Annotated in this window: 20 protein-coding genes; 1 reads left to right on the plus strand and 19 read right to left on the minus strand. The window is 72.8% G+C overall.

What is annotated here, in order from left to right; genetic code table 11:
* Nucleotides 1-3: 3 nt before the first annotated feature.
* The 17 genes from def to pyrR form a co-directional block, all read right to left on the minus strand.
* A complete protein-coding gene (gene def, locus ACTMSW_RS26850) occupies nucleotides 4-564 on the minus strand; it encodes a peptide deformylase (RefSeq protein ID WP_441183473.1) in 561 nt (186 codons plus the stop codon).
* A 45-nt stretch (nucleotides 565-609) separates the two neighbouring features.
* Complete coding sequence (locus ACTMSW_RS26855; RefSeq protein ID WP_441183474.1) at nucleotides 610-1881, minus strand: cytochrome P450; 1272 nt, start codon at nucleotides 1879-1881, stop codon at nucleotides 610-612.
* A 118-nt stretch (nucleotides 1882-1999) separates the two neighbouring features.
* Nucleotides 2000-2986, minus strand: a complete 987-nt coding sequence (locus ACTMSW_RS26860; protein WP_441183475.1) for an AAA family ATPase — start codon at nucleotides 2984-2986, stop codon at nucleotides 2000-2002.
* A gap of 291 nt (nucleotides 2987-3277) precedes the next feature.
* Nucleotides 3278-5203 (minus strand): primosomal protein N', encoded by a 1926-nt coding sequence (locus ACTMSW_RS26865; RefSeq protein WP_441183476.1) that lies wholly within the window; start codon nucleotides 5201-5203, stop codon nucleotides 3278-3280.
* 65 nt (nucleotides 5204-5268) lie between these two features.
* Nucleotides 5269-6459 (minus strand): methionine adenosyltransferase, encoded by a 1191-nt coding sequence (gene metK / locus ACTMSW_RS26870; RefSeq protein WP_441183477.1) that lies wholly within the window; start codon nucleotides 6457-6459, stop codon nucleotides 5269-5271.
* Between the two features lie 98 nt (nucleotides 6460-6557).
* Nucleotides 6558-7766, minus strand: coding sequence for a bifunctional phosphopantothenoylcysteine decarboxylase/phosphopantothenate--cysteine ligase CoaBC (gene coaBC, locus ACTMSW_RS26875; protein ID WP_441183478.1), 1209 nt, complete (start codon nucleotides 7764-7766; stop codon nucleotides 6558-6560).
* Between the two features lie 14 nt (nucleotides 7767-7780).
* Nucleotides 7781-8044, minus strand: a complete 264-nt coding sequence (rpoZ, locus tag ACTMSW_RS26880) for a DNA-directed RNA polymerase subunit omega (RefSeq protein ID WP_030335666.1) — start codon at nucleotides 8042-8044, stop codon at nucleotides 7781-7783.
* A 43-nt stretch (nucleotides 8045-8087) separates the two neighbouring features.
* On the minus strand, nucleotides 8088-8621 hold the full coding sequence (locus ACTMSW_RS26885) for a guanylate kinase (protein WP_441183479.1): 534 nt from the start codon (nucleotides 8619-8621) through the stop codon (nucleotides 8088-8090).
* Nucleotides 8622-8646: 25 nt separating this feature from the next.
* Nucleotides 8647-8964: an integration host factor, actinobacterial type gene (gene mihF, locus ACTMSW_RS26890; protein ID WP_007458370.1), complete on the minus strand. Its 318-nt coding sequence runs from the start codon at nucleotides 8962-8964 to the stop codon at nucleotides 8647-8649.
* A 178-nt stretch (nucleotides 8965-9142) separates the two neighbouring features.
* Nucleotides 9143-9979: an orotidine-5'-phosphate decarboxylase gene (gene pyrF, locus ACTMSW_RS26895; RefSeq protein ID WP_441183480.1), complete on the minus strand. Its 837-nt coding sequence runs from the start codon at nucleotides 9977-9979 to the stop codon at nucleotides 9143-9145.
* Nucleotides 9980-10068: 89 nt separating this feature from the next.
* The gene (locus ACTMSW_RS26900; protein ID WP_441183481.1) at nucleotides 10069-11343 is read right to left on the minus strand and encodes an adenosylmethionine--8-amino-7-oxononanoate transaminase; all 1275 of its coding nucleotides are present in this window, start codon (nucleotides 11341-11343) and stop codon (nucleotides 10069-10071) included.
* Nucleotides 11344-11355: 12 nt separating this feature from the next.
* Nucleotides 11356-12402: a quinone-dependent dihydroorotate dehydrogenase gene (locus tag ACTMSW_RS26905; protein WP_441183482.1), complete on the minus strand. Its 1047-nt coding sequence runs from the start codon at nucleotides 12400-12402 to the stop codon at nucleotides 11356-11358.
* A 5-nt stretch (nucleotides 12403-12407) separates the two neighbouring features.
* Nucleotides 12408-15800 carry a carbamoyl-phosphate synthase large subunit gene (gene carB, locus ACTMSW_RS26910; RefSeq protein WP_441183483.1) on the minus strand — a complete coding sequence of 1131 codons (3393 nt, stop codon included), beginning with the start codon at nucleotides 15798-15800 and terminating at the stop codon, nucleotides 12408-12410.
* Nucleotides 15793-16968, minus strand: a complete 1176-nt coding sequence (gene carA / locus ACTMSW_RS26915) for a glutamine-hydrolyzing carbamoyl-phosphate synthase small subunit (RefSeq protein ID WP_441183484.1) — start codon at nucleotides 16966-16968, stop codon at nucleotides 15793-15795. Before carA ends, carB begins: the two co-directional genes overlap by 8 nt.
* The gene (locus tag ACTMSW_RS26920; RefSeq protein ID WP_441183485.1) at nucleotides 16969-18300 is read right to left on the minus strand and encodes a dihydroorotase; all 1332 of its coding nucleotides are present in this window, start codon (nucleotides 18298-18300) and stop codon (nucleotides 16969-16971) included.
* Nucleotides 18297-19223, minus strand: coding sequence for an aspartate carbamoyltransferase catalytic subunit (locus ACTMSW_RS26925; protein ID WP_441183486.1), 927 nt, complete (start codon nucleotides 19221-19223; stop codon nucleotides 18297-18299). Before ACTMSW_RS26925 ends, ACTMSW_RS26920 begins: the two co-directional genes overlap by 4 nt.
* On the minus strand, nucleotides 19220-19804 hold the full coding sequence (gene pyrR / locus ACTMSW_RS26930; RefSeq protein WP_441183487.1) for a bifunctional pyr operon transcriptional regulator/uracil phosphoribosyltransferase PyrR: 585 nt from the start codon (nucleotides 19802-19804) through the stop codon (nucleotides 19220-19222). Before pyrR ends, ACTMSW_RS26925 begins: the two co-directional genes overlap by 4 nt.
* 287 nt (nucleotides 19805-20091) lie before the next feature.
* Between pyrR and bldD the strand changes: the two genes are divergently transcribed.
* Complete coding sequence (bldD, locus tag ACTMSW_RS26935) at nucleotides 20092-20580, plus strand: transcriptional regulator BldD (RefSeq protein ID WP_013285505.1); 489 nt, start codon at nucleotides 20092-20094, stop codon at nucleotides 20578-20580.
* A gap of 76 nt (nucleotides 20581-20656) precedes the next feature.
* Here bldD and nusB read toward each other — a convergent pair whose 3' ends face one another.
* Together nusB and efp are read right to left on the minus strand one after the other, a co-directional pair.
* Nucleotides 20657-21067, minus strand: coding sequence for a transcription antitermination factor NusB (gene nusB / locus ACTMSW_RS26940; protein ID WP_441183585.1), 411 nt, complete (start codon nucleotides 21065-21067; stop codon nucleotides 20657-20659).
* 23 nt (nucleotides 21068-21090) lie between these two features.
* Nucleotides 21091-21648 carry an elongation factor P gene (gene efp, locus ACTMSW_RS26945; RefSeq protein ID WP_357034378.1) on the minus strand — a complete coding sequence of 186 codons (558 nt, stop codon included), beginning with the start codon at nucleotides 21646-21648 and terminating at the stop codon, nucleotides 21091-21093.
* Nucleotides 21649-21840: the final 192 nt, after the last annotated feature.

Consider the following 21840-nt stretch of genomic DNA (forward strand, 5'->3'; position numbering starts at 1 on the left):
GGGTCACCGACCCAGACCGAAGGGACTGCTGGAGGCGTGCGGGTTGACCTTGACCGTCGGCGGGGCGGCCGGGTCGTACCACTCCGCCTGGCGGATCGCCTTCATCGCCTCCTTGCGGCCGGCCGGGTCCAGCCGGTCGACGAAGAGCACGCCGTCGAGGTGGTCGGTCTCGTGCTGCACGCAGCGCGCCATCAGGCCGGTGCCGACGATCTGCAGCGGGTCACCGTAGCCGTTGTAGCCCTTGGCGATCACGTTCTGCCGGCGCTTCGTGTCGAAGTAGAGCCCGGGGATGGACAGGCAGCCCTCGGGGCCGTCCTGCTCCTCCGCATCGGGAAACTCCAGCACGGGGTTGACCAAATGGCCGAGCACGTCGTCGACGTCGAAGGTGAACACCCGCAGGCCCACTCCGAGCTGCGGCGCCGCGAGACCGGCGCCGTTCTGCTCACGCATCGTGTCGGTGAGGTCGGCGATGAGCCGGCGCAGCTCGGCGTCGAAGTCGACCACCGGATCGGCCGGCGTGCGCAGCACCGGATCCCCGAACAGACGGATGGGCTGGACGGTCACTCGGGGTGGCTCCTTCGTGGGCGGGACGAGCTGGGCCGTACCAGTCTACGGAGTGTGCTCGGCGGCTCCGGCCGGCGTACCACGATGGGGGGCCGCCGCCTGCGTGTCGATGGTCACCGGGAGGGTGTCGTAGCCACGCAGCGTCAGGCGGGTCCGGTGCCGGGGTTGCCCGGCCAGCGCCAGGCCGGGCAGCCGGCGCAGCAGCAGCGGGAAGGCGACCTGAGCCTCCAGCCGGGCCAGGCCGGCCCCGAGGCAGTAGTGCGGGCCGGCGCCGAACGACAGCGGATGCACCTGCGGTCGCCACGGGTCGAAGCGCTCCGGCTCCGGGTAGCGCCGGGGGTCCCGGTTGGCCGCGCCGAGCAGCAGCAGTGCCCAGCTCCCGGCCGGCAGGTCGAGGTCGCCGTACCGGGTGGCGACGCCACTGACCCGGGTCGTCAGCTGCACCGGGGAGTCGAAGCGGAGCAGTTCGTCGACGTACGCCGGGGCGAAATCCGGGTGGTCGCGCAGCGCGTCGGCCTCGCGGGGGTGGTCGAGCAGCACGACGAGGCCGTTGCCGAGCAGGTTCGTGGTGGTCTCGAAGCCGGCGACCAGCAGCACCACGAGATTGGCCAGCAGCTCGTCACCGGAGAGCCGGTCCCCGTCGGTGTCGTGCACCTGCACCAGGGCGGTGGTCAGGTCGTCGGCGGGCGTGCGGCGGCGGGCCGCGATCAGCTCGCCGAAGTAGTCGCGCAGCTCGGTGGCACCCCGGTCGGCGACGGCCAGCTCGTCGGCGGTGATCTCCGGCTCCAGCACGCCGGTCAGGTCACCGGCCCAGCGCCGGAACAGCGGTCGGTCCTCCGCCGGGACGCCGAGCAGCGCGCAGATCACCCCCACCGGCAGGGGGTACGCGAACTCGGACATGAAGTCGACCGGCTCGCCGGCGGCGGCCCGCGCGACCATCGCGTCGACGAGGTCCCCGGCCTGCGCCTCCACCACGTCCCGCATCGCCCCGATCCGGCGCGGCGTGAACGCCCCGGACGCCAACCGACGCATCCGGCTGTGGTCGGGCGGGTTGGTGCGCAGCATCGACCGGGAGATCGACGCGACCGCCGGACTCTCCCGCCAGCCGGGCAGGAACTGGTCGCGCAGAGCGTCGTCGAGCACCCCGAACCCCGGGTCCCGCAGGATGCCGTCGGCCTCGGCGTGGCCGGTGACCACGTAGAAGACCGGCCCGGCCTGTACCACCGGCCCGTACGCGCGCAACCGCTCGTACGTCGGATAGGGGTCGACCCGTCCCTCGTGCGACATGAGCAGCGTCAGTGCCTCGGCGGCGTCCATGACCGGCCTCCCGCGTCGATCGGGGTCGGGAGGCTCCATCATGCGCGCCGACCGCACGCCGTGCGACCCCGCGCGGCGAGAACGTGCGCGGGGTCGGACCAGCGCGGCGGGCCGCGGCTCAGGCGCCGGCGCCCGGCTCCCCGGCCAGGACCGCGTCGCCGGCGGCGAGCAGGGCGTGCTCGGGCAGCGGCAGCGTGATGGAGTGGGCGGCCTCCCAGTCGTGGATGAGGCCGGGGCGGACCTGGGCGGCGAAGTAGTCCACCGCGCTCATCCCGCCGACCACCGGCTCGTCCACCTCGGCGACCAGCAGGGCGGGAACCAGGTGGAACCCGCTCTGGAGCGCGGCGCTGAGTCGACGGTGGCCGTCCACCACGAAGAAGTACTCGCCGGTGTAGCCGATCTTCAGCGGCTCCGGCGACTCGTCGCCCCCGGTGGCCACCTCGCCGACGAAGCCGGTGTCCCACAGGTCGCGCAGGACCGAGACGTCCTCGGTCGGGTACACCCGGGCCGGGTCGAGCAGCAGCAGCGGCGGGTTGTCGCGCAGGACGTCCGCGCCGAGCCGACCCTCGTACGCGTCGACGATGTGCGTGATCACCTCGGCCGGGGTGGCGCGGGTGCTGTCGCAGACCAGGTCGTAGTTGCGCAGCCGGGCCTTGTCCACCCCGTAACGGACGATGAACCGGTTGCGCTCGCTGTCGCTGCGCTCCCGGAGCTTGGCCTTCGCCTCCTCCAGCGAGGTGTAGCTCTCGGCCGGCCCGGAGGGGCGCAGCAGCGCCCGTCGGGCCGCCTCGCCCGGCTCGGTGATCATGTGCACCTTGAGCGCGTCGGTGAAGAAGTGCCAGGCCAGGCGGGAGTCCATGACCAGCGACTCACCGGACGCGGCGATGTCCCGCTGGAGCTGGTCGACGTATCCGTCGACGGCTTGGTCCAGCTCGGCGTGCAGGTTGAGCTGGAGGGCGGTCATCTGCCGCTCCTGCGCCATCTGGCGGTAGAGGTCGCCGACGCTCACGCGGCGCAGGCCCAGCCGCTTGGCGATCTCCACGGAAACGGTGCTCTTGCCGCTGCCGAGGTCACCGTTGAAGACGATCGATTGACGAACGGTCACGAGTGGTCCACCCCTGATCACCGACTGTTTGACTTCATCGACATCGCGTCGCACCGACGCGCCCCCGCCACCGTCGCGCGATCCTGCGACAACCCCAGCTCGGCGCGTGTAACGCCGTGCCGCGACCTGGAGCCGCCGTACGCCCGGGCATGACGGGCGATGCTACCACCCGTGAGGGAACCTCCTCCCGCACACGGGGTGCGACGGTGACGCACCGCGACACCGACCGCCCGGTTCCGGCCGGCCTGTCCGATGCCCGCCCTCCGTCGGTGGCGGGCCCCGCCACAGGCGTCAGAAGAGGGTGAGTGGGTCCACCTGGAGGCGGACCGGCTCGGCGGCCTTGCGGGCGGTGCGTACCCCGGCGGCCGAGTGCAGGGCCCCGGCCAGCGCGGCGGCCCGCGCGCGGGGCACCCGGACGAGCATCCGCTCCCGCTCGCCGTCGGCCGGCACCGGCCCGAGCAGCTCTGCCCCCTCGGGCAGGCGGGCCTCGGCGAGCAGGTCGGCGACCGCCGCCGCCGGCCCGGTGACGCTGGCCATCCGGACCGCCGGCGGGAAGCCCAGTTCCCGCCGCTCGGCCAGCTCCCGCGCCGCGAACCAGGCGGCGTCCCAGCGCAGCAGCGCCTGGACGGGGGCGAGGGCCCCGTCGGCGACGACCACCACGCGACCGCCGGCGTCGGCGGGGCGGGCCAGCGCCGCGGCGGCGAGCCACCGGCGCAGCGCCTCCTCCCCCGCCCGCAGGTCGGCGCGGGTGAGCAGCGCCCACGAGTCGAGCAGCAGCACCGCGCCGTAGCCGCCCTCGGCGACCGGCTCCGCGCCGGGCGTGGCGATCACCAGGCCCGCGCCGCCGGGGACGACCGCGAGGACCTCCTCCCGCCCCGAGGTCCGCACGGGCACGCCGGGGAAGGCGCGGCCCAGTTCCTCCGCGGTCCGCCGGGCCCCGGTCACCGAGGCCCGCAGCCGCCGCCCACCGCACTCCGGGCAGGCGTACGCGGCCGTGACCCGCCCGCACCACCGGCACGCCGGAATGCCCTCGGCCGACGGCAGCGCGAGCGGACCGGAGCAGTGCGGGCAGCGGGCCGGGGTACGGCAGTCGGCGCAGGCGACCGAGGGCAGGTAGCCCCGCCGCGGCACCTGCACGAGCACCGGCAGGTCGCCACGCAGCGCGTCCCGGGCGGTGGTCCAGGCCAGGCTGGGCAGGCGGGCGGTGGCCGCGCCCGGGTCCCGGGCGAGCTGCGGGTCGTCGCCGGTGGGGGCGATCGCCGGCATCCGGGACCGCACGGTGGTCCGGTCGGCCACCACCTCCCGGGCCCAGCCGGTCTCCACCAGCAGCTGCGCCTCGGCGGTGCGGGCGAACCCGCCGACCAGGACGGCGGCGTCGGTGAGCTGCGCACGGGTCAGCAGCACGTCACGGGCGTGCGGATAGGGCGCCCGGGGTTCGGCGTGCAGGTCGTCGCCGTCGTCCCAGACGGCCACCAGGCCGAGCCGCCGCACCGGGGCGAACATGGCGGCCCGGGTGCCGATCACCACCGGCACGTCGCCCCGACGGGCGGCCAGGAACGCCCGGTAGCGACGGGCGGGGCCGAGCGCCGCCGAGAGGGTGACGTGCCGCCCGGTGCCGAGCGCGGCGGTCAGTGCGGCGTCGAGGCGGTCCAGGTCCCGGTTGTCGGCGACCACCACCACGGCGCCCCGGCCGCCGGCCACGGTGGCGGCGACGGCCTCGGCGTACCGGGCGGGCCAGTCCTCCCCGGGCAGGGCGGACCAGACGGCGCGGGGAGCCCGGCCGTCGGCGAGCGCGCGCAGCAGGGCCGGCCCGGCCGGATAGTCGCGCCACGGTCCCGGATCGACCGCGGGCACGGCGTCGCCCTCCCCAGCGGCCGGGGGCGTGGCCGCGGCGTCCGGACGGGGCTCCTTCTCCACCCGGGCGTGCCGGGGCGGCACGGCGAGGCGGAGCACGTCGGCGAGGCTGCCGGCGTACCGGTCGGCGACCGCGCGGGCCAGGGCCGCGATCTCCGGCGCGAGCACCGGCTCCGGCGAGACGACCTTCTCCAGGTACGCGAGCCGCCCGGTGTGCCCCGACTCGTCGGCCCGTTCCAGCAGCCAGCCGTCCACGAGCTGCCCCGCGAAGCGGACCTTCACCCGGGTGCCCGGCACCGCCTCGGCGTCCAGGGCGGCGGGAACCAGGTAGTCGAACGGTCGGTCCAGGTGGGCCAGGGGCACGTCGACGCAGACACGAGCGACCGGCGACCCGTCCGCGGGTCGCCGGTCGCTGCGCCTGGTGCCGGTCAGGCTCCCGCGGCCGACTTGAGGTCGGCGGCCCGGTCGGTGCTCTCCCACGTCAGGTCCGGCAGCTCCCGGCCGAAGTGCCCGTACGCGGCGGTCTGCGCGTAGATCGGCCGGAGCAGGTTCAGGTCCCGGATGATGGCGGCGGGACGCAGGTCGAACACCTCGGTCACGGCCTTCTCGATGGACGACACCGACACGGTCTCGGTGCCGAAGGTCTCGATGAACAGGCTCACCGGGTGCGCCTTGCCGATCGCGTACGCGACCTGCGCCTCGCACCGCTCCGCCAGCCCGGCGGCAACGACGTTCTTCGCCACCCACCGCATGGCGTACGCGGCCGAACGGTCCACCTTCGACGGGTCCTTGCCGGAGAAGGCGCCACCACCGTGTCGGGCGTACCCGCCGTAGGTGTCGACGATGATCTTCCGGCCGGTGAGGCCGGCGTCCCCCATCGGACCACCGATCTCGAACCGGCCGGTCGGGTTCACCAGCAGCCGGTAGCCCTCGGTGTCCAGGCCCAGGCTCTCCAGCTCGGGGGCGATGACGTGCTCGCGCACGTCCGGCGTGAGCAGCGAGTCCAGGGAGATGTCCGCCGCGTGCTGACTGGAGACCACCACGGTGTTGAGGCGGACCGGACGCAGACCCTCGTACTCGATGGTGACCTGCGTCTTGCCGTCCGGCCGCAGGTACGGGATCGTCCCGTCCTTGCGTACGGCGGACAGCCGGCGGGCCAGCCGGTGGGCCAGGGCGATCGGCAACGGCATCAGCTCAGGGGTCTCCGAGCAGGCGAAGCCGAACATCATGCCCTGGTCGCCCGCGCCCTGCGCGTCCAACGCGCTCTCCGACGCGCCGGTACGCAGCTCGAAGGCGTTGTCCACCCCCTGCGCGATGTCCGGCGACTGCGCTCCGATCGAGACGCTGACGCCGCAGGACGCCCCGTCGAAGCCCTTCTTCGACGAGTCGTAGCCGATGCCGAGGATGGTCTCCCGCACGATGGTGGGGATGTCGGCGTACGCCTTCGTGGTGACCTCGCCGGCGACGTGCACCTGGCCGGTGGTGATGAGCGTCTCCACCGCTACCCGGCTGTGCGGGTCCTGGGCGAGCAGGGCGTCGAGGATGCCGTCACTGATCTGGTCGGCGATCTTGTCCGGGTGGCCTTCCGTGACCGATTCGGACGTGAAGAGACGTGTCACGGCACTCCTAAGCATGTGAAGACTCTTGAACATTCGCTTCGCGGCAGTTTAGTCACCGGATTTCTAGGGTGACTCGTAGAATGCGGAGCGCCCAGCGGTCAGGACCGTTCCGCCAGCCGGTGTACGACGAGATCCCACACACCGTCGGCGAGGTCCTCCTTGGACTGCTCGGGCATCCGGCTGACCGAGCCGTCCGCGCCGACGACGGTCGCCGCGTTGGTCTCGGCGCCGAAGACCTTGTCCGCGCCGACCTCGTTGATGACGATGAGGTCCGCCCGCTTGCGGGCGAGCTTGGCCCGGCCGTTGGCCTCCGCGTCGCCGGTCTCCGCGGCGAACACCACCAGCACCTGCTCCGGTCGACGACGCTGGCCCAGCTCGGCGGCGATGTCCGGGTTGGTGACGAGCTCGATCGTGGGCGCGGTGCCGTCGTCCGACTTCTTGATTTTGCCAGGCGCGTAGGTCGCCGGACGGAAATCGGCCGGAGCGGCCGCCATCACCACGACGTCGGCGCGGTCGGCGGCGGCGAGGGTGGCCTCGCGCAGCTCGGCGGTGGTGCCGACGCGCACCAGGTCGACCCCGGCCGGGTCGCGCAGCGCGACGTTGGCGGAGATCAGGGTGACGCGGGCGCCACGGGCGACGGCCGAGCGGGCGAACGCGTAGCCCTGCTTGCCCGACGAGCGGTTGCCCAGGAAGCGCACCGGGTCCAGCGGCTCCCGGGTGCCGCCGGCGGTGACGACGACGTGCCGGCCGGCGAGGTCCGCGGGAGCGTGGACACCCCGGGCCAGGGCCCGCCGGGCGACGGCGAAGATCTCCGCCGGGTCGGGCAGCCGGCCCTTGCCGGTGTCGACGCCGGTGAGCCGACCCACGGCGGGCTCGACGACGCGCACCCCGCGCGACCGCAGGGTCGCGACGTTCGCCACCGTGGCGGGGTGCTCCCACATCTCGGTGTGCATGGCCGGGGCGAGCACCACCGGACACCGCGCGGTGAGCAGCGTGTTGGTGAGCAGGTCGTCGGCGAGGCCGTGCGCGGCCTTCGCGAGCAGGTCCGCGGTGGTCGGCGCGACCACGACCAGGTCGGCCTGCTGGCCGAGGCGGACGTGCGGCACCTCGTGCACGTCGGCCCAGACGTCGTCGGCGACCGGCTGCCCGGACAGGGCCGCCCAGGTCGGCGCCCCGACGAACCGGAGCGCCGACGCGGTCGGCACGACCCGGACCTGGTGGCCCGACTCGGTGAAGAGCCGCAGCAGCTCGCAGGCCTTGTAGGCGGCGATGCCGCCACCGACCCCGAGGACGATCCGGGGGAACATCGGTGCCGGGCGGTTTACGGCTGGTCGGTCGGCTCGGCGGTGAGCAGACCCGAGTTGATCTCGCGCATGGCGATGGAGAGCGGCTTCTCCTGCGGGGTCGTCTCGACCAGCGGGCCGACGTACTCCAGCAGGCCCTCACCGAGCTGGCTGTAGTAGGCGTTGACCTGGCGCGCACGCTTGGCCGCGAAGATGACCAGCGCGTACTTCGACGTCGTCTTCTCGAGGAGCTCGTCGATCGGCGGGTTGGTGATGCCTTCGGGGTTGGCGATGGATCCCACGAATTAACCTCTGCGTCTTTCGCACCGCGCGCGGTGCTGGCGGTCAACCGCGCACGCGCGGTCGCGCCGGAGCCAGAAAGGAAGAACCGAACAAGCCTACCAGCTCGTCGACGACCCGCTCGGTCAGGTCGTGCGCGACGGCGAGTTCCGCGACCGCGTCGACGGCCGGGTCGGGGGCGGTTCCGGGCGGGTGGAGCAGCACCAGCCGGACGTCCGGCAGCGCCGACCGGACCAGCAGCGCGCCGGGCAGGTCGAGGGACAGCAGCACCGCGCGGCCGGTGTCGAGGCAGGCCCGCAGCGGCTCGTACGGCGTGCCGCGCCGGTAGGGCCCGATCCGGCTCCACTCCAGCAGCTCGCCGGCGGCGAGCCGGCGGTCGAACTCCGTCCGGGTCAGGAACAGCCGGTCGACCCCGTCCACCTCGTGCGGGCGACGGGGCCGGGTGGTGGCCGGTACCGGGACCCACACGGACGGAGAACGCGCCCGGACCGACTCGACGACACTCTCCCTGCCGGAACCCGAAGGTCCGGTGAGGACAGTGAGCCGAGCCGCCGGGCGCGCCCTGTCATCCGTGCTCACTGCTTGTTTCTACACGCTGCCGGCCTCAGTTGGCGGCGAACTCACCAAGCAGTGCCTTGCGCTGCTGCTCGCCGAGGCCACGCAGGCGACGGCTGTCAGCGATCTTGAGCTTCTCCATGATCTGGGTAGCCCGGATCTTGCCGATGCCCGGCATCGCCTGGAGGACGGCGGACACCTTGAGCTTGCCGACGACATCGTCGGACTCGGCACGCTCGAGGACGGCTCCGAGGGTGGTCTTGCCCTGCTTGAGCTGCTCCTTCAGCTCAGCACGGGCCTTGCGGATCTCCGCGGCCTTCTCAAGCGCGGCCGCGCGCTGCTCGGGGGTCAGTGACGGGAGCGGCACCAGTTCTCCTCAGGTCCCTATCGCGGCGGGCGGGGCGCACCGCCGCATCTGTGAAACGTGGTGTCGCTGTGAACCAAGGGGTCAATGGTTCCCAGCGCGGGGAAAACTAGCGGTCAACGGAGCTTTCGGCAACGTGGGCGCGCGTCGGTCGAACGAAAGTGACCGAGCCGTCAGTCAGTCAACGGGCAGCCAGAGCGGCCCGGCACTCGGTCAGGACGCGGTCCGCGGCGGCTCGCAGGGCGGCCGGATCCGGACCCGCGCCGAGCACCTCGCGGGAGTACGACGGCAGCACCGCGGGCAGGCTCGACCCGAACACGACGCGCAGGTCCGCAGCCGTGGCACCCTGCGCACCGAGGCCCGGTGCGAGCAGCGGACCGTTCACCCCGGTCAGGTCGTGACCGGTGTCTCCGACCGTCGCACCGACCACGAGACCCATGCTTCCCAGCGGCTGCGCACCCGCGTTGAGCTGCGAAATCTCGTCGATGACGGTCTGCGCGACGGTCCGCCCGTCGGCCGTCCGGGCACGCTGGACGGCCCCGCCCTCCGGGTTCGACGTCAATGCCAGCACGAAGACGCCGCCGCCGTGCCGGGCCGCCAGTTCGAACATCGGGGCGAGCGATCCGACCCCCAGGTACGGACTGGCGGTCACCGCGTCCACATACAGCGGACTCGATGGGTCGAGGTAGGCCGAGGCGTAGGCGGCGACGGTCGAGCCGATGTCCCCACGCTTGACGTCGGCGACAACGAGCGAGCCAGCGTTACGTAACTGTCGGATAGTTGACTCAAGGACCGCCACACCTCGGGATCCGAACCGTTCGAAAAAGGCCGACTGGGGCTTGACCACCGCGACCCGGTCACCGAGGGCTTCGGTGACGGTTCCGGCGAACCGGTCGAGCCCGCGTACGTCGTCGTCGAGGCCCCAGCGGGCCAGCAGACCCGGATGCGGGTCGATGCCGACGCAGAGCGGCCCCCGCTCGCTCATGGCCCGGTGCAGCCGGGCGCCGAAGGTCTCCATCGCAGTGCCTTTCCTCTCCGCGTACCCGGCGCAGGCCCGCCCGGGCACGGTGCTCGTGCGGGCGACGCACGCCGCCCGCGTACGGCCGCTCAGCCCGTTCTGGCGGCGGCGGCGACCCCGGCGGCGATCCTCGCCAGGTCGGCGTCGTCGGTGACGTACGGCGGCATGGTGTAGACCAGGTCCCGGAACGGCCGCAGCCAGACGCCCTCGCCGACGGCGGCGGCGGTGGCCGCCGCGATGTCCACCTCGTGGTCCAGCTGCACGACGCCGATCCCGCCGAGCACGCGTACGTCGCGCACGCCGGGCGCACCCCGCAGGGGCTCCAGGCCGGCCCGCAGCCCGGTCTCCAGCCGGGCCACCTGCCCCGACCAGTCCCCCGTCCGCAGCAGGCCGAGGGAGGCGCTGGCGACCGCACAGGCCAGCGGGTTGCCCATGAAGGTGGGGCCGTGCGCCAGCACACCGGCCGCGGAGATGCCCCGGGCGACCTCCGGTGTGCAGAGCGCGGCGGCCAGGGTGAGGTAGCCGCCGGTCAGCGCCTTGCCGACGCAGAGCACGTCCGGGGTGACCCCGGCGTGCTCGGCGGCGAACATCCGACCGGTCCGGCCGAAGCCGGTGGCGATCTCGTCGAAGATCAGCAGCACGCCGTGGGCGGCCGTCACCTCCCGCAGCACCCGCAGGTAGTGCGGATGGTGGAACCGCATCCCGCCGGCACCCTGCACCACCGGCTCGACGATCACCGCCGCCAGCTCGTGCGCGTGGCGCTCGACCGCCTCCACCAGCGCCGCGCAGTAGGACTCGTCCGGCTCCGCGTCGAAACCGGCCGGCGGCACCGGGGCGAAGATCTGCCGGGGCAGCACGTCTCCCCACAGGTGGTGCATCCCGCCCTCGGGGTCGCAGACGCTCATCGGGTGGAAGGTGTCGCCGTGGTAGCCGCCGCGCCACGTACCCAGCCGACGGCGTTCCGGACGGCCGGTGGCCCGCTGGTACTGCAGGCACATCTTCACCGCCACCTCGACGGACACCGACCCGGAGTCGGCCAGGAACACGTGCTCCAGGCCGTCCGGGGCCAGCTCGACCAGCGTGCGCGCCAGGGTGACCGCCGGGGCGTGGGTCAGCCCGCCGAACATCACGTGGCTCATCCGGCCGAGCTGGTCGGTCACCGCCGCGTCCAGCACCGGGTGCCGGTAGCCGTGGATCGCCGCCCACCAGGACGACATCCCGTCAACCAGCTCCCGGCCGTCGCCCAGGCGCAGCCGTACGCCCTGCGCCCCGTCCACCACGTACGGCGGTGACGCGGGTGGCAGCGCAGCGTACGGGTGCCACACGTGCGCCCGGTCCCCCGCCAGGATCTCCTCGGGTGTCATCCGCTCCGCGTCCTAGATCGACGCCGGGGTGGCCGGCGACGGGCGGGAGGTGGCCGCGGCGCGGGCGGCGGCGCGGACCAGCGCCGGACCCCGGTAGATGAACCCGGTGTAGAGCTGGACCAGGGCCGCTCCGGCGTCGAGCATCCGGGACGCGTCGTCCGGATCGAGGATCCCGCCCACGCCGATCACGGGCAGCCGGCCCGCGGTCTCGCGGTGCACGAAGGACACCACCTCGCGGGCACGCGCGGCCAGCGGCCGGCCGGACAGTCCGCCGGTCTCCGCGCCGCGCTCCCGGTCGGCCGGGGCCAGCCCGTCGCGGGCCAGCGTCGTGTTGGTGGCGATCACCCCGGCCGCGCCCCGCGCCAGGCAGACCTCCAGCAGCTCGGCGATGGCCGGCTCGGTCAGGTCCGGAGCGATCTTCACCAGCACCGGCTTCTCCCCCACCAGGGCGGCGAGCAGCGCGTCCAGGTGGGACTTGTCCTGCAACGAGCGCAGGCCGGGCGTGTTCGGTGAGGAGACGTTGACGGCGAAGTAGTCGCCGTGGTCACGCAACGCCCGGTACGAGGCCAGGTAGTCGGAGACCGCGTCCTCCAGCGGGGTCACCTTGGACTTGCCCAGCGAGATGCCCAGCGGCACCCCGATCGGGCGGGGCAGCGCCGCCAGGCGCACGGCCAGGGCCTGCGCACCGCCGTTGTTGAAGCCCATCCGGTTGACCACGGCCTCGCTGCCGCGCAGCCGGAACAGCCGGGGCCGGGGGTTGCCCGGCTGGGCGTGCGCGGTGACCGTGCCGACCTCGACGAACCCGAAGCCCAGCGCCGGCCAGGCCGGCAGCGCGACGCCGTCCTTGTCCATCCCGGCGGCGAGCCCCACCGGGTTCGGGAACTCCACCCCGAACACGGTGCGCGGGGCTCGCACCAGGTAGCGGGCCCGCAGCGCCGCGAGCGCCGCCGGGCGTGCGGACAGCGCCGCGAGCCGGTGCAGCGTCCACTCGTGCGCCGCCTCGGCGTCCCCGCCGCCGATCCGGAACAACCCCGGGCGTACGACCCGCTCGAAGAGCACGCTCGTCACTTCGCGGCCCGCAGGGCGGCGTGGAGGTCCTGGAGGGGACGGACCTGCATGTCGCCACGGATGCGCGCCTCGATGCCCATCACCGCCGCCGCCGCACCGGGAACCGTGGTGATGCACGGGATGTCGGCCGTCACGGCGGCGCTGCGGATCTCGTAGCCGTCCGAACGGGCGCTCGCGCCGGAACCCTGCGGGGTGTTCACCACCAGGGCGACGTCGCCGCCCAGGATCAGCGACACGGCGTCCTCGCCCGCGCCCGACTCGTAGTGCTTGCGGATCTGCTCGCACGCGATGCCGTGCCGGCGCAGCACCTCGGCCGTGCCGGTGGTGGCCACGATCTCGAAGCCCAGGTCGGCCAGCCGCTTGATCGGGAAGATCATGCCGCGCTTGTCCCGGTTGGCGACCGACACGAAGATCTTCCCACCGGTCGGCAGCGAGCCGTACGCGGCGGACTGCGACTTGGCGAAAGCGTGTCCGAAGGACGTGTCGATGCCCATCACCTCGCCGGTCGACTTCATCTCCGGGCCGAGCAGCGAGTCGATGCCCTTGCCGGAGCGGGTGCGGAACCGCTTGAACGGCAGCACCGCCTCCTTGACCGCGATCGGGGCGCTGTCCGGCAGCGAGCCGCCGTCCCCGGTGGCCGGGAGCAGCCCCTCGGCGCGCAGCTCGGCGATCGTGGCGCCCAGTGCGATCCGGGCCGCCGCCTTGGCCAGCGGCACCGCCGTGGCCTTGGAGACGAACGGGACCGTACGCGAGGCGCGCGGGTTGGCCTCCAGCACGTACAGCATGTCGTCCTTGAGGGCGTACTGGACGTTGAGCAGGCCCTTCACACCCACGCCGCGCGCGATCGCCTCGGTGTAGCGGCGCACCTGGGCCACGTGCGAGCCGGCCAGGGTGATCGGCGGCAGCGCGCACGACGAGTCGCCGGAGTGGATGCCGGCCTCCTCGATGTGCTCCATGACACCACCGAGGTAGACCTCACCGTCGGCGTCGCAGAGCGCGTCCACGTCGATCTCGATGGCGTCGTCGAGGAAGCGGTCCACCAGCACCGGGTGGTCCGGGCTGATGTCGGTGGCCCGGCCGATGTAGTCGCGCAGCGTGGCGTCGTCGTAGACGATCTCCATGCCCCGCCCGCCGAGCACGTACGACGGCCGGACCAGCACCGGGTAGCCGATCTCGTCGGCGATCGCCTTCGCGTCGTCGTACGAGGTGGCGGTGCCGTGCGCCGGGGCCCGCAGGCCGGCCCGCGCCAGCACCGCGCCGAACGCGCCGCGCTCCTCGGCCAGGTGGATCGACTCCGGGCTGGTGCCGACGACCGGCACGCCGGCGTTCTTGAGTCGCTGGGCGAGACCCAGCGGCGTCTGCCCGCCGAGCTGCACGATCACCCCGACCACGCCGGGACCGCCGGCCGCCCGGCCGGAGGTGTCCTCCGCGTGCCAGACCTCCAGCACGTCCTCGAAGGTCAGCGGCTCGAAGTAGAGCCGGTCGGCGGTGTCGTAGTCGGTGGACACCGTCTCCGGGTTGCAGTTGACCATCACGGTCTCATAGCCGGCGCCTTCGGTGCCGGAACCGGTCGCAGCGGCTCCGCGGATCGGCGCGCTTCGCAGCGCCTGGACCGCGTGCACGCACGAGTAGTCGAACTCGATGCCCTGCCCGATGCGGTTCGGTCCGGAGCCGAGGATCAGCACCTTCGGCCGGTCCGACCCGACGACCTCGGTCTCGGCGTCGTACGACGAGTAGTGGTACGGCGTGGTCGCCTCGAACTCGGCGGCGCAGGTGTCCACGGTCTTGTAGATCGGCCGGATGTCCAGCCGGTGCCGCAGCGTACGGACGCCGTCCTCGGCGGCCAGTTCTGGGCGCAGCGCGGCCAGCTGCCGGTCGGACAGGCCGGCCCGCTTCGCCCGGCGCAGCAGGTCCGCGTCGAGCACCGGGGCGTCCACGATCTCGGCGCGCAGCTCGACCAGGGCGGCGATCTGGTCCAGGAACCAGGGGTCGATGCCGCCGGAGGCGGCGGCGACCTCGGCGATCGACGCGCCCAGCCGCAGCGCCCGCTCCACCGTGTAGAGCCGGCCGTCGTGCGGCATCCGCAGCGCGGCGAGGGTGTTCTCCCTCGTCGCGTCGGCCGGGTCCGGCAGGGTCCAGAAACCGGCGGCCTTCGTCTCCATCGAGCGCATGGCCTTGTTCAGCGCCTCGGTGAAGTTGCGGCCCAGGCTCATCGCCTCGCCGACGGACTTCATCGTGGTGGTCAGCTCCGGATCCGCGCCGGGGAACTTCTCGAAGGCGAACCGGGGGATCTTCACCACCACGTAGTCCAGCGTCGGCTCGAACGCCGCCGGGGTCTTGAGGGTGATGTCGTTGGGGATCTCGTCCAGCGTGTAGCCGATGGCGAGCTTCGCGGCGATCTTCGCGATCGGGAAGCCGGTCGCCTTCGACGCCAGGGCGGAGGAGCGGGACACCCGCGGGTTCATCTCGATCACGACGATCCGGCCGTCGGCCGGGTTGACGGCGAACTGGATGTTGCAGCCGCCGGTGTCGACACCGACCTCGCGCAGCACCGCGATGCCCAGGTCGCGCAGGCGCTGGTACTCCCGGTCGGTCAGCGTCATGGCCGGCGCCACGGTGACGCTGTCGCCGGTGTGCACGCCCATCGGGTCGATGTTCTCGATCGAGCAGACCACCACGACGTTGTCGTGCCGGTCGCGCATCAGTTCGAGCTCGTACTCCTTCCAGCCGAGCACGCTCTCCTCGATGAGCACCTCGTGCACCGGGCTGGCGGCCAGGCCGTCGCCGGCGATGCGGGCCAGGTCCTCGGGAGTGTGCGCCATGCCCGAGCCGAGGCCGCCCATGGTGAACGACGGCCGGATCACCACCGGCAGGCCCAGCTCGGCGACGGTCGCCTCGACCTCCTCCATGGAGTGGCACACCCGCGAGCGCGGCACCAGGCCGGTCGGGTCCTCGACACCCAGGCGTACGCCGGCCTTGGCGACGATGTCCTTGAACAGCTGGCGGTCCTCGCCGCGGTTGATCGCGTCGATGTTCGCGCCGATCAGCTCCACGCCGTACTTCTCCAGCACGCCCGCCTCGTGCAGGGCCACCGCGGTGTTCAGCGCGGTCTGCCCGCCCAGGGTGGGCAGGATCGCGTCCGGACGCTCCTTGGCGATGACCAGCTCGACGAACTCCGGGGTGATCGGCTCGACGTACGTGGCGTCGGCGAACTCCGGGTCGGTCATGATCGTGGCCGGGTTGGAGTTGACCAGGCTGACCCGGATGCCCTCGCTGCGCAGCACCCGGCAGGCCTGGGTGCCGGAATAGTCGAACTCGCAGGCCTGACCGATGACGATCGGCCCGGAGCCGATGACGAGGATGTGCTTGAGATCCGTGCGCTTAGGCATTCTTTCCGCCCTCACTGTGGTTCCGGTCGAGGCCGCGGCCCTCGATCAGCTCGGCGAAGCGGTCGAAGAGGTAGTCCGCGTCGTGCGGGCCGGCCGCCGCCTCCGGGTGGTACTGGACGGTGAAGGCGGGCACGTCGGTGGCCCGCAGCCCCTCGACCACGTTGTCATTGAGGCAGACGTGCGACACCTGGACGCCGCCGAATTCGGTCTCGATCACCTGGTCGGGGACGACGGCGCCGTTCCCGGCGCCCGGCACCTGCACGGCGAAGCCGTGGTTGTGGCTGGTCACCTCGACCTTGCCGGTGGCCCGGTCGAGCACCGGCTGGTTGATGCCGCGGTGGCCGTAGCCGAGCTTGTAGGTGCCGAAGCCCAGTGCCCGGCCGAGGATCTGGCTGCCGAAGCAGATGCCGAACAGCGGCACCTTCCGGCTGAGCACCTCCCGGGCCAGCGCCACCGGACCGTCCGCGGTGGCCGGGTCGCCCGGGCCGGGCGAGAAGAACACCGCGTCCGCGCCGGTGGCCAGCAGGTCGTCGATGGTGGAGTGGGCGGGCAGTACATGGGTGGTGACCCCGCGCGCGGCGAGCCGGCGCGGCACGTTGCGCTTGATGCCCAGGTCCAGGGCGGCGACGGTGAACCGGTGCGCGCCCTCCGCCTCGACGACGTACGGCTTGTCGGTGGTCACCTCGGCGGACAGGTCCGCGCCGACCATCTGCGGCGACTGGCGGACCCGGGCCAGCAGCGCCCGGGGGTCGGTCTCGACGCTGGAGATCCCCACCCGCATCGCGCCGCGCTCGCGCAGGTGCCGCGTCAGCGCCCGGGTGTCCACGCCGCTGATGCCGACCACGCCCTCGGCGGCGAGCCGGTCCTCCAGGCCACCGGTGGCGCGCCAGTTGGAGCCGATCCGGGCCGGGTCGCGCACCACGTACCCGGCGACCCAGATCCGGCCGGACTCGTCGTCCTCGCCGTTGACGCCGGTGTTGCCGATGTGCGGCGCGGTCTGTACCACCACCTGCCGGTGGTAGGAGGGGTCGGTGAGGGTCTCCTGGTAGCCGGTCATGCCGGTGTTGAAGACCGCCTCACCGAAGGTCTCCCCGACGCTGCCGTACGCCTCGCCGTGGAACGTGCGCCCGTCCTCCAGGACGAGGATCGCGTTTCTCCGCTTCGCCATTTACTTGACAGCCTTTCCGTCCAGGACCGTCGGCTCGCCGCGCAGGAAGGTCGCCACGATGCGACCCGGCAGCGTCATGCGGGCGTACGGGGTGTTGCGACTGCGGCTGGCCAGCTCCGCGGGCTCGATGACCCGGCGGGCGGCCGGGTCGACCAGGGTCAGGTTGGCCGGCACGCCGGGCGCCGGGTCGACGCCGTGGCCGTCGAGGCCGGCGATCCGGGCCGGCGTGCGGGACATCCGCTCGGCGATCAGCTCCCACTCGGGACCCAGCACGTCCAGGGCGATCGACAGGGCCGTCTCCAGACCGAGCATGCCCGGCCGGGCGTACGCCCACTCGCACTCCTTGTCCTCCACGGCGTGCGGGGCGTGGTCGGTGGCGATGACGTCGATGACGCCGTCGGCGAGCGCGGCGCGCAGCGCGGCGATGTCGGTGGCGGTGCGCAGCGGCGGGTTGACCTTGAAGACCGGGTCGTAGGCGCCCGCTGGGCTCCAGTTGTTCGAGAGTGCGGGGCTCGCAAGCTCACTCATCCCGCTCACGACCTCGTCGGTCAGCAGCAGGTGGTGCGGGGTCACCTCGGCGGTCACCCGGACGCCGCGGGCCTTGGCCTGGCGCAGCACCTCGACACTGCCGGCGGTGGAGACGTGACAGACGTGCAGGCGGCTGCCGACGTGCTCGGCGAGCAGCACGTCCCGGGCGATGATCGCCTCCTCGGCGACCGCCGGCCAGCCGGTCAGCCCGAGGCGGGTCGACACCTCGCCCTCGTGCATCTGGGCGCCCTCGGTGAGGCGGGGCTCCTCGGCGTGCTGGGCGATGACCCCGTCGAACGCCTTGACGTACTCCAGGGCCCGGCGCATCAGCTTCGGGTCGGCGACGCAGTGCCCGTCGTCGGAGAAGATCCGTACCCGGGCGGCCGAGTCGGCCATCGCACCCAGTTCGGCCAGCCGCTCGCCGGCCAGGCCGACGGTGACCGCGCCGATCGGCTGCACGTCGACCAGCCCGGCCTCCCGGCCCAGCCGCCAGACCTGCTCGACCACGCCGGCGGTGTCGGCGACCGGCGAGGTGTTGGCCATCGCGCAGACGGCGGTGTAGCCGCCGAGCGCCGCCGCCCGCGACCCGGTCTCCACCGTCTCGGCGTCCTCCCGGCCCGGCTCGCGCAGGTGGGTGTGCAGGTCGACCAGGCCGGGCAGGGCGACCAGCCCGGTGGCGTCGACGACGGTGGCGGCCGGCGCGGTCAGGCCCGTGCCGGTCTCGGCGACGACGCCGTCGCGGATCAGCAGGTCGGTCGGCGCGGCGCCGACGACGCTCACGTTCTTGATCAGGTACGCGGTCACCGGTTGTTCCCTCCGAGCAGCAGGTAGAGGACGGCCATCCGCACGGAAACCCCGTTGGCGACCTGTTCGACGATGGTGGAGCGGGGCGAGTCGGCGACCTCGGGCGTGATTTCCATGCCTCGGTTCATCGGGCCGGGGTGCATGACGATCGCGTGCTCGGGCAGCCGGCGCATGCGCGAGCCGTCCAGCCCGTAGCGGCGCGCGTACTCGCGGGCGGACGGGAAGTAGGAGTCGTTCATCCGCTCCCGCTGCACCCGCAGCATCATCACCACGTCCGACTGCGGCAGCACCGCGTCCAGGTCGTAGGAGACGTCGGTGCCGGGCGCGAGCGCCGAGGCGATGTCCACCGGGATCAGCGTCGGCGGGCCGACCAGGGTGACCTTCGCGCCGAGGGTGGACAGCAGCAGGACGTTGGAGCGGGCCACCCGGCTGTGCAGCACGTCGCCCACCACCGCGACCGAGAGGCCGGCCAGTCGTCCCAGCCGGGAGCGCATCGTGTACGCGTCGAGCAGCGCCTGGGTCGGGTGCTCGTGGGTGCCGTCGCCGGCGTTGACCACCGACCCGTCGACCCAGTCGGCGAGCCGGTGCGGAGCTCCGGAGGCGGGGTGCCGGACGACGACCGCGTCGGCGCCCATGGCCTGGAGGGTGAGCGCGGTGTCCTTGAGGCTCTCGCCCTTGGCGACGCTGGAGCCCTTGGCGGAGAAGTTGATGACGTCGGCGGACAGCCGCTTCGCCGCCGCCTCGAACGAGATCCGGGTGCGGGTGGAGTCCTCGTAGAAGAGGTTCACCACGGTCCGCCCGCGCAGCGCGGGCAGCTTCTTGACCTCGCGGCCGGCGACGGTGGCCATCTCGGCGGCGGTGTCGAGGATCTCGGTGGCGGTCGCGGCGTCCAGGTCGGCGCCGGAGAGCAGGTGGCGGATCATGCGGCGGTCCCCCCGTACAGCTTGACCTCGTCGGCGTCGTCGGTCTCGGCGAGGGTGACCTTCACGCTCTCCGCGAGGGAGGTCGGGATGTTCTTGCCGACGTAGTCGGCGCGGATCGGCAACTCCCGGTGGCCGCGGTCGACCAGCACGGCGAGCTGCACGGACGCCGGGCGGCCGACGTCGTTGAGGGCGTCGAGGGCGGCCCGGACGGTACGGCCGGAGAAGAGCACGTCGTCGACGAGGATGACCCGCTTGCCGTCGATGCCGCCCGGGGGGAGCTGCGTCGGACCGACCGCGCGGGTGGCGTGCCGGCGCAGGTCGTCGCGGTAGAGGGTGATGTCGAGCACACCGACCGGTACGGCGACGTCCTCGAAGGCGCTGATCCGGGCGGCGAGGCGCCGCGCGAGCGGTGCGCCCCGGGTCGGGATGCCGAGCAGCACGGTCTGCTGGGCGCCCTGGGTCTTCTCCAGGATCTGGTGGGCGATGCGGTCGACCACGCGCTGGACGTCGGCGCTGGCGAGGATCACCTTCACCGAGGGTTGCCGCGCGGGCGGCGACTGGGCAGCCGGTGGGTAGGCCACGGCGGACCTCCTTCCCCGCCTCACGGGACGGGTCGTTAAAGGACGTCGGATGACCGGTGGCGGGCCGCGAGCGGCCCGGACCGGGGCTTCACGCCACGTTACCAGTGGTCACCGGGCCGCCCGTCGCCGGCCACTGATTCCCTGGTCAGCGCCATGAAGAGGGGACGAACGGCCCGGTGCGGCCCGATGGGAAGGTCATCACCACTTGACCACGTGTCGCAATCCCCGTACCGTCACGCTCCGTAGCGATCGACGGGAGAACCCCGAGCAGCACTGGGAGTGTCCGAATGCCCTCTGAATACGCCAAGTCTCTGGGCGCCCGCCTGCGCTCCATCCGCCAGCAGCAGGGCCTGTCCCTGCAGGGCGTGGAGGAGAAGTCGAACGGCCGCTGGAAGGCGGTGGTGGTCGGCTCGTACGAGCGCGGCGACCGCGCCGTCACCGTGTCCCGCCTGGCCGAGCTGGCCGACTTCTACCGTGTTCCCGTCTCGGAGCTGCTGCCCGACGGCAGCGGCGTGCGCCACGAGCCCACCAGCAAGATCGTGCTGGACCTGGAGCGGCTCTACGACGAGGCGTCCGAGGACCTGGCCTACGTGGCCCGGTACGCGCGCGCCATCCAGCAGCAGCGCGGCGACTACAACGGCCGGGTGCTCTCCATCCGCGCCGACGACCTGCGGGCCCTCGCGATCGTCTACGACGCCTCGCCGTCGGGCCTCATCGAGCGGCTGACCGAGCACGGCGTGCTGGTCGCCGACCCGCGGGCGTTCTTCGCCTCCTGATCCACCGAACGACGAGGGCCCGTGCCGGACGGCACGGGCCCTCGTCGTGGTTCCGGTCGTTCCCGCCGGCGTCCGGTCAGCGGGTGGCGTACTCGGCGATGCGGCCGAGGATGCCGTTGAGGAAGCGCGGCGAATCGTCGGTGGACATCTGCCGGGCCAGCTCCACGGCCTCGCTGATCGCCACCGCGTCGTCGATCTCGTCGACGTAGAGCAACTCGTAGACGGCGATCCGGGCGAGGTTGCGGTCGACCGCCGGCATCCGGTCGAGCGTCCAGCCCTCGGCGTAGCTGGCGATCAGCTCGTCGATCCGGTCGAGGTGGCCGGCGATCCCCTCGACCAGGCTGACCGTGTACCCCAGGTGCTCCGGGCGGGGCTTCTCGATGCGCTCGATGTACCCGGCGAGCACCTCGACGGGCGGACGGTCCCGAAGGTCGGCCTCGAAGAGCACGTCCAGCGCCCGCTTGCGCGCCTTGCGGCGCGCCGGCATCTGCTGCTTGGGACCCTCGGCCATCAGGCGCGGCCGAGGTAACGGCCGTCGCGGGTGTCGACCTTGATCTTCTCGCCGGTGGTGATGAAGAGCGGCACCGGCACGGTCGCGCCGGTCTCGACGGTGGCCGGCTTGGTGCCGCCGGTCGACCGGTCGCCCTGCAGGCCCGGCTCGGTGTAGGTGACCTCCAGCACGACGGAGGTCGGCAGCTCGATGTAGAGGGGGACGCCCTCGTGGGTGGCGACGGTGGCCTCGGCCTCGGGGAGCAGGTAGTTGGCCGCCTCGCCGACGGTGCCGCCGGGGACGGTGATCTGGTCGAACGTCTCCAGGTCCATGAAGACGTAGTCCTCGCCGTCGGCGTACAGGTACTGCATCGTGCGCTTGTCCACGGTCGCGGTCTCGACCTTGGTGCCCGCGTTGAAGGTCTTGTCGACCACCTTGCCGGACAGCACGTTCTTCAGGGTGGTACGCACGAACGCACCACCCTTACCGGGCTTGACGTGCTGGAACTCGACGACGGCCCACAGCTCTCCGTCGAGGTTGAGTACCAGGCCGTTCTTCAGGTCGTTGGTGGTGGCCATTTCCTGCCTTGATCATCAATTGGCGGACAGACTGAGCAAGTCTACTAGCTGCGACCGGCTCCGCCGCCCGCCGGAGTCTTTCGGGTACCCACCGCCACATCCGACCTGCCGCGACGCCGCCACGGCGGCCCGAACCTCCGCCCACTCCGATGAGCCGTCTCCTGACGGAGCGTGACGCCACCGATCCCACTG

It is taken from the genome of Micromonospora sp. BQ11 (assembly GCF_052068135.1).
GTDB lineage: Bacteria > Actinomycetota > Actinomycetes > Mycobacteriales > Micromonosporaceae > Micromonospora.